Below are 7,436 nucleotides of genomic sequence, written 5' to 3' on the forward strand. Positions count from 1 at the left end.
CCTTGTGTCGGCAGCCTCATAGTCCGGGGATTTGCCGGCTTTCGTTCGGCGACGATTTATGCCACGGATAGCCCTTCGCGCTGAGTTGAAAGGCGTAATCGAACAATCGCTTCATGTACTCGCCATCGAATTTGCGAGTGCGCGGAAAATCAAAGTCGGCGCCAATGTAGGCCAGGTTGAAGTCGGCTCCATCCTGCTGCGCCATACGGTAAATCCGCTCTAGGTCGCTGATCCCCTGGGTTTGGATCAATGCACTGATGGCTCGTCCGCCGATGCTCAAGGTACGGCGCTTGGTCCCGGACCACTGCGGCTCCAGTGTCCCATTTCGAATGACATAGAAATGCCGTTCCCGTCGCAAAGGTACTCCGGCGGCCCGGTTCAGCCCCACCAAGGTGCCAGGTGGGTAAAGGAACACTTGGGTGATTACCCCGCCGTCGACGTGCATTTCATGAAACTGTTGGCCATCTACTTCCACATCGATCATGACGGGCGAGACGGCACCGGGAATACTCATTGACGCGAGCATGATGTTGCGAAACAGATCGAGCGCTCCCGGTGCCTGGCTTGCCGCAATGGCGCCCATGTTCCAGGTGACGGGTCGTCCTGAATCAAGATCGGTTGTGCCGATCAGCAGGATTCGTCCTGTGGCGTACTGCGCCGCGATCGCCGCGAGAATCTCTGCCGTGACGTAGGTTGAAATGAGCCGCGACAGTGGCTTGCTGTCCGCTATACCGTCGCTGGCAAGACGGGTCAGCACACTTCGCGGATGAAAGATGTCTTTTGGACCGATCGCATTGGAGACATACCGAATCACGCCGTCGTGCTCAGGGCCCAGGTAAGCGAACGGGGCGATCAAAGCGCCCGCGCTGATACCCGTGACGACCTTGAACATGGGCCGGGTTCCATGGGTGGTCCATCCAGCAATCAGCCCCGCTGCGAATGCGCCTGCATCGCCGCCGCCGGAAACGGCCAGCATGCTTGCCAGCGGCAGGATGTCGTTCGGCTTCCCGGCCTCGGCGAGCCTCTCGCTTTCTCGTTTGTTGGCCTGAACCGCATCCTGGATGAACGGCGTCAGGTCGTGGTCCAACCGGTAGCGAGCATCGGGAATGCCAGGGATGACCGCTTTGTCCGTCAAGGTTGGCGGTACAGCGTCACGCCGAGGCAGACACGCTTGAAGAAACATGTCCAGGGTCGACTCGCCGGGTTTGAGCGGGAACGGTTTCAAAACACCTCCTCCGGCCCCTGCAGTCGGATCATTCGAACACCAGGTCGCTCATTTTGCGCTCGTTTAGCGGATAAAAAAACTTATTGAGGGGGCAACGATGCCAAGCGTCCGCTTATGAATTTTTTCGCTCGCTCGTGTCGCTCACCGTAAGCCTCATCAGTAATGCGGAGGTAGTAAGTCGCAACCAACTTTGGCGAGCCAAAATACCTCTTGCCTAGTCGTTAAAATAGCCGGGTGATCTCATTCAAGATTCGATCCTGGGTTTGAGTACTTGGCCTTTTGCGATAAGCCACTGCGAAAAAAGCCACGCCTTCGTAGTCGCAGCGAATTGAAAAGGTCATGCCTTCACGCAATCCATAAACAGATCGTTCTCCTGTTTCAACAAAATACCTAGCCTTAATCAGAGCCGCTCTGGCGTGCTCCAGACAGCCTGTTTGGCTAAGTGAGTGCTGGAGCCAACTAGTTGTGACTCGCACAGACGACGTCTCGCTGTCATCGATAGGTGGACGAGTGATTTCTTTTGCAGGCGCACTATAGTTCTCATCGCTGGTGCAAGCGGTCAGCCCCATTGAGATAACACCCAGTAAAAAACCAAATCGAACGTTCGAATGCCTCAGTGGATTTCGCATCGTGGGGCTTACCTTCGACGAGCTGCAATGAATGAAGTGGCAACTACTAACGTAATAGCGGGTTTCTGATCTTTTGCCAACGGCCAGCCTTTCGGAAACTGCTCACTCCAACAACGACACCAATCGCGGCTCAATCAGACCGCTTTCCAGTTCGAGCACTGCCAACGTCACCGGCAGCTTGAACCGTCTCGGCCCCGCGCTGCCTGGGTTTAGAAAGAGCCGTTCCCCGCTCCATTCGATGCGTGGTTTGTGGGAATGCCCGGTAATCACCAGCCTTGTACCTGCATCCAGCAATGCCGGAACATCGGCCATGTCATGGGCCAGCAAGGTCTGCCACCCATTGAGTTCGAAACACAGGTGATCGGCGATGTGCGCCGCCCACGGGGCCGCCTGGTCATTGTTCCCACGCACGACATACAGCGGCGCAATCTCCGACAGTTGTTCGAGAATTTGCGCTTTGCCGATGTCGCCGGCGTGAATGATCCGCTCACAGCCCTGCAACGCCGCGAGAGCTTCAGCGCGGAGCAAGCCGTGGGTATCGGAGATCACGCCTACTTTCATGCAAGGCTCCAGGAATGAATACAGCTAACCATAGCGGTGTTTGCATGTTCCGGGATCAGCTGCTTGACTCACTCCGGCACACTGGCAACGACCCGGATGTTCGCCCGCCTACCTTAACCCATGCCATGCAATGGACTCCTATGAACACAATAGCCATCCAGGGTTCGCTGTGCACTGCCTTGGCCGAGTCCGGCTTGATCGACGATCTGCACTTTCGTTGACCCAGGTCTGTAAGCCGTACGATTTCCTCTGGATAATATTTTTTTCAGGTTTTTCAATAGGCTATAGATGACCGCCGAACTCTTTGCTGTACATGGCCTGGTGAGTTTCACGCTCGCTATCCTGCTGCTCTTTCTGGGCAAGACGCTGGTCCAGCACAGCACGTTGCTGCGTCAATACTGTATTCCCGAATCGGTGGTTGGCGGTTTTGTCTGTGCGGCGGTCACGAGCCTGTTGTACTTCGGGCTCAATATCCAGGTCGAGTTCGACCTGCAAGTCCGCGACACCATGCTGCTCTACTTCTTTGCCGGCATCGGCCTGAAGTCGGACATTCGCCAGTTGATCAAGGGTGGGTGGCCGTTGATGATTCTGCTGGTGCTCGCCACAGTGTTTATCTTCCTGCAAAACGCGCTGGGCATGGGGATGGCCGAGGTATTCGGGCTTGATCCGAAGGCCGGTTTGATGGTGGGGTCGATCTCCCTCACAGGTGGGATTGGCACTAGCCTGGCCTGGGCACCGCTGTTCGTCGAAAAGCTGGGCATTCAGAACGCCCATGAATTGGGGATCGCCAGCAATACCGTCGGCCTGATTGCCGCCTGTGTGATCGGCGGTCCTATCGCCAACCGGTTGATCCGTCGCCATCAACTCACCCCCTCCCGGGATGCGGCGCTGGAAGTCGGCATTCTCGATCAACAGCAGGGCAAGCCGCTGGACTACTACGACGTGCTCTGGGCGTGGATGTGGCTCAACTTGACCTTGATGCTCGGCTACGGACTCAACCTGCTGCTGGTGGATAGCGGGATCACCCTGCCCAAGTTCGTCAGTTGCCTGTTCGCCGGTATCGTCATTCACCACGTCGTCCGGGGACTGCTCGGCGAGCAGCGCCTGAAATCCTGGAGCGGTGCCAGCCAGGGCCTGGCACTGATCTCCGACGTTTGCCTGGGCATGTTCTTGACCATGGCGTTGATGGGGTTGCAATTGTGGCAACTCAGCGGCGCGTTGCTGTTCATTGCTTGCGCGTTGACCCTGCAGATCCTGTTGACGGTGCTCTACACGTACTTTGTGGTGTTCAGGTTCATGGGCCGTAATTACGAGGCCAGCGTGATTGCTTCAGGCTTTGGCGGGATTGCGCTTGGCTCTACGGCGACCGCCATCGTCAATATGACCACCGTGACCCAGAAGTATGGTGCGGCGCACCAGGCGTTTCTTATCGTGCCGCTGGTGTGTGGTTTTTTCATTGACCTGGTGAATGCCGTGATTATTGGGATGTTCAGCGGTCTCTAGCGTTTGCGGATGCGCTACCCAGAAAGACCCAAAGAGCTCATCGACCGCTTAAGTTTCACGATGGCAGTCTGAGGACTAACGCGCAGCACTCCGAGTACCGGCAAACGCACTCGTACCAAGCCAGCGCCACAGGCTTTGCGCATCCAGCGCCGCGCCGTCTACACGCAGCTCTCGCGACTGGAGCACCTCCTGGGGTGTGCGGTCGCCCGCCCACACTTCGGTCAACGCGCGTACGCTGGAGTCGACGACAAGCGTCAATTCGCGCCCGGGGTCGTCGCGGCACAGGTCTGCCACGCCCTGTTCGACCACCAGCCACCATTGCTGCTCGCCGGGTCGCGCGTCGCGGAACTTGAACTGGATGACCACCGGCCGGGACGGAAACGTCTCGATACGCGCGAACCGACGCACGTCCCACATGAGCAGGCCTGCGTCGAGTTGGTCGTCGCGCAGGCGACTGCCGATCCAGCGTGCGCCCCAGTGCCCCAGCGCCATGATGATGGGGCGCAGTTCCTCACCCGCTTCGGTCAGGCTGTATTCCCAGACTTTGCCCGTGGCCGTGCGCTGTATCACACCGATTTCTTCCAGATGGCGCAGGCGCTGTGCCAGCAGGTTGGTGGACATCCGGGGTACGCCGCGGTGCAGTTCATTGAAGCGTTTGCTGCCGCACAGCAACTCGCGCACGACCAGGGGTGTCCAGCGCTCGCACAGTGCTTCAGCACCGCGCGCGACCGTGCAGAACTGACCGTAGGTTTCTTCCATCGCCTGCCCTCCCATCGCTGCAACGCTTCAGATTCTGAACTAGCCGCGCGACTTCGCCACGCGCAGGCTCAAGTCTCTGTCAGCCAACCACCCCAGGAGAACGCCATGACCAGGATCGCCATCATTCAGCGCCCGCCCGTGCTGCTCGATCGCAGCGCGACGATCACCCGGGCCGTGCAATCGGTCGCCGAGGCCGCGGCGGCGGGAGCCGCGCTGATTGTTTTGCCCGAATCGTTCATACCAGGTTACCCGTCATGGATCTGGCGACTGGCCGCGGGAAAGGACGGCGCGGTGATCGGCCAGTTGCACGCGCGACTGCTGGCCAACGCCGTTGATATCACCAACGGTGATCTGCGCCAATTGTGCGAGGCCGCCAGGGTCCACGCCGTGACAATCGTGTGCGGCATCAATGAATGCGACCGGCGCAATGGCGGCGGCACGCTCTATAACAGCGTAGTCGTTATCGGCGCGAGCGGCGCCGTGCTCAACCGCCACCGCAAGCTGATGCCCACCAATCCCGAGCGCATGGTGCATGGCTTGGGTGATGCGTCCGGCTTGCGTGCGGTCGATACACCGGTCGGCCGCGTGGGTGCGCTCATCTGCTGGGAGAACTACATGCCGCTGGCGCGCTATGCACTGTATGCCCAAGGCGTGGAAATCTACATCGCGCCTACGTACGACACTGGCGAAGGCTGGATCAGCACGATGCGTCACATCGCACTCGAAGGCCGCTGCTGGGTGCTCGGCAGTGGCAGCGTGCTGCGTGGCAGCGACATTCCCGATGACTTCCCGGCGCGTGCGCAACTGTTTGCCGATCCGGACGAGTGGATCAACGACGGCGACTCGGTGGTGGTCAATCCGCAAGGCCGGATCGTGGCCGGCCCACTGCACCGAGAGGCAGGCATCCTGTATGCGGACATCGACGTGTCACTCGTGGCCCCGGCACGGCGGGCGCTCGACGTTACCGGGCACTATGCGCGCCCGGACATTTTCGAACTGCAGGTGCGGCGCACGCCAGCAACGGCGGTGCAGTACATTGACGAGTGAAGAATATTCAGGCGAACGAACGCCTGACAACTGATCAGGGAGTCATGCCATGAACAATGAACAGTCCTACAAAGGCAGCTGTTTTTGCGGCGCAGTCGAGTTTACCGTCAGCGGCGAGCCGGCCGGGATGGGTTATTGCCATTGCGAGTCATGCCGGCATTGGTCAGCAGGGCCGGTCAATGCCTTCACCCTGTGGAAACCCGAGGCAGTGCAAGTCACTCGAGGGGCTGACAACATCGGCACCTACAACATGACCCCACAGAGTTACCGCAAGTGGTGCAAGAGTTGCGGCGGGCATCTCTTCACCGACCATCCGGGGATGGGGCTGATCGATGTGTATGCCGCGGTCATTCCGGATCTTGAGTTTTTGCCAGGGGTGCATGTCCATTATCAGGAGTCGGTGCTGCGCATCAAAGATGGACTGCCCAAGTTCAAGGATGTGCCGAAAGAGTTGGGGGGTTCGGGTGTTTGCGTGGATGAGTAGGCGTGAGCTTGCTCGCGACAGGATCGTGAACGATATTACGTGCCCGGATACTTGCGACATCCTTGGATTTTTCGCGAGCAAGCTCGCTCTTACATAAGCAAGACGGAGTTACCTACATGGAAGTTTCCAATACATTGCAACCTGCAGAATGCACAGGAATGGAGGACATCAGGCGCGAGATCGATGCCCTCGACCAAACCGTTATCAAGCTGTTGGGCCGACGTTTTCAGTACGTTCTGGCGGCTTCGAAATTCAAGACCTCTGCGGCCTCGGTGCGCGCCAAGGACAGGTTCGATTCAATGCTGGCGACACGTCGGGAATGGGCTGAGGCAGAAGGCCTGAGCCCGGATGCGATCGAAAAGATGTATAGCGATCTGGTGAAGCATTGTATTGCCGAGGAGATGAAACACTGGTCGGCGCAATTACCCGAGACCTGATCCGTAGGGATTGGATTCCCCCTGAACCAGCGGCGTGAACAAAAACGGACGCCGAGGGCTTTCGCAGATCTGTAGGAGCTGGCTTGCCAGCGAAGGCGTCCTCAAACCCAATATAAAATTCAACACCGCCTTCGCCGGCAAGCCGGCTCCTACAGGTCCCGTGCAATGCCACGATGGTCCGGTGCAATACCACGCTGTTTGTGTAGGAGCTGGCTTGCCAGCGAAGGCGTCCTCAAACCCGCTACAAAACTCAAGACCGCCTTCGCCGGCAAGCCGGCTCCTACAGGTCCCGTGCAGTGCCACGATGGTCCGGTGCAATACCGCGCTGTTTGTGTAGGAGCTGGCTTGCCAGCGAAGAGGCCCGCCAGCCCAACACAAAATTCAACACCGCCTTCGCCGGCAAGCCGGCTCCTACAGGTCCCGTGCAATGCCACGATGGTCCGGTGCAATACCACGCTGTATGTGTAGGAGGTGGCTTGCCAGCGAAGAGGCCCGCCAGCCCAATACAAAATTCAAGACCGCCTTCGCCGGCAAGCCGGCTCCTACAGGTCCCGTGCAATGCCACGATGGTCCGCTGCAATACCATGCTGTTTGTGTAGGAGCTGGCTTGCCAGCGAAGAGGCCCGCCAGCCCAACACAAAACTCAAGACCGCCTTCGCCGGCAAGCCGGCTCCTACAGGTCCCGTGCAATGCCGGGATGGTCCGCTGCAATACCACGCTGTTTGTGTAGGCGCTGGCTTGCCAGCGAAGAGGCCCGCCAGCCCGATACAAAATTCAAGACCGTCTTCGCC

8 protein-coding genes are annotated in these 7,436 nt (G+C 58.8%); 4 read left to right on the forward strand and 4 right to left on the reverse strand.

Translation table 11 applies throughout. The features are described from left to right. Window positions 1-16: 16 nt before the first annotated feature. The 3 genes from NQL71_RS26030 to NQL71_RS26040 all read right to left on the reverse strand — a co-directional run bounded on the left by NQL71_RS26030 (window position 17) and on the right by NQL71_RS26040 (window position 2,415). Entirely contained in the window at window positions 17-1,225 is a 1,209-nt protein-coding gene (locus tag NQL71_RS26030; RefSeq protein ID WP_166622033.1) for a patatin-like phospholipase family protein, read from the reverse strand. A 221-nt stretch (window positions 1,226-1,446) separates the two neighbouring features. Then, on the reverse strand, window positions 1,447-1,854 hold the full coding sequence (locus NQL71_RS26035; protein ID WP_143512482.1) for a hypothetical protein: 408 nt from the start codon (window positions 1,852-1,854) through the stop codon (window positions 1,447-1,449). Between the two features lie 102 nt (window positions 1,855-1,956). After that, the gene (locus NQL71_RS26040) at window positions 1,957-2,415 is read right to left on the reverse strand and encodes a metallophosphoesterase family protein (RefSeq protein ID WP_274643578.1); all 459 of its coding nucleotides are present in this window, start codon (window positions 2,413-2,415) and stop codon (window positions 1,957-1,959) included. A 288-nt stretch (window positions 2,416-2,703) separates the two neighbouring features. Here NQL71_RS26040 and gltS point away from each other — a divergent pair, with 288 nt between their 5' ends. Next, a complete protein-coding gene (gene gltS, locus NQL71_RS26045; RefSeq protein WP_046817633.1) occupies window positions 2,704-3,918 on the forward strand; it encodes a sodium/glutamate symporter in 1,215 nt (404 codons plus the stop codon). A 75-nt stretch (window positions 3,919-3,993) separates the two neighbouring features. Here the strand turns inward: gltS and NQL71_RS26050 are convergent, their stop codons facing one another. Further along, window positions 3,994-4,677 carry a winged helix-turn-helix transcriptional regulator gene (locus NQL71_RS26050; RefSeq protein ID WP_046817634.1) on the reverse strand — a complete coding sequence of 228 codons (684 nt, stop codon included), beginning with the start codon at window positions 4,675-4,677 and terminating at the stop codon, window positions 3,994-3,996. A gap of 105 nt (window positions 4,678-4,782) precedes the next feature. Between NQL71_RS26050 and NQL71_RS26055 the strand changes: the two genes are divergently transcribed. From NQL71_RS26055 to NQL71_RS26065, 3 genes are all read left to right on the forward strand, one after another. Then, window positions 4,783-5,724, forward strand: coding sequence for a carbon-nitrogen hydrolase family protein (locus NQL71_RS26055; protein WP_046817635.1), 942 nt, complete (start codon window positions 4,783-4,785; stop codon window positions 5,722-5,724). Between the two features lie 49 nt (window positions 5,725-5,773). Next, a complete protein-coding gene (locus NQL71_RS26060) occupies window positions 5,774-6,208 on the forward strand; it encodes a GFA family protein (protein ID WP_046817636.1) in 435 nt (144 codons plus the stop codon). Between the two features lie 116 nt (window positions 6,209-6,324). Continuing rightward, window positions 6,325-6,645, forward strand: coding sequence for an isochorismate lyase (locus tag NQL71_RS26065; protein ID WP_274643579.1), 321 nt, complete (start codon window positions 6,325-6,327; stop codon window positions 6,643-6,645). Window positions 6,646-7,436 lie beyond the last annotated feature (791 nt).

The sequence above is a fragment of the Pseudomonas serbica genome, assembly GCF_028823535.1.
Taxonomy (GTDB): Bacteria; Pseudomonadota; Gammaproteobacteria; order Pseudomonadales; family Pseudomonadaceae; genus Aquipseudomonas; species Aquipseudomonas serbica.

Bases quoted from the DNA above. Each gene is read 5' to 3' on its own strand.
- NQL71_RS26035 (WP_143512482.1), bottom strand. From the start codon at position 1,854: ATGCGAAATCCACTGAGGCATTCGAACGTTCGATTTGGTTTTTTACTG.
- NQL71_RS26040 (WP_274643578.1), bottom strand. From the start codon at position 2,415: ATGAAAGTAGGCGTGATCTCCGATACCCACGGCTTGCTCCGCGCTGAA.
- gltS (WP_046817633.1), top strand. From the start codon at position 2,704: ATGACCGCCGAACTCTTTGCTGTACATGGCCTGGTGAGTTTCACGCTC.
- NQL71_RS26050 (WP_046817634.1), bottom strand. From the start codon at position 4,677: ATGGAAGAAACCTACGGTCAGTTCTGCACGGTCGCGCGCGGTGCTGAA.
- NQL71_RS26055 (WP_046817635.1), top strand. From the start codon at position 4,783: ATGACCAGGATCGCCATCATTCAGCGCCCGCCCGTGCTGCTCGATCGC.
- NQL71_RS26060 (WP_046817636.1), top strand. From the start codon at position 5,774: ATGAACAATGAACAGTCCTACAAAGGCAGCTGTTTTTGCGGCGCAGTC.
- NQL71_RS26065 (WP_274643579.1), top strand. From the start codon at position 6,325: ATGGAAGTTTCCAATACATTGCAACCTGCAGAATGCACAGGAATGGAG.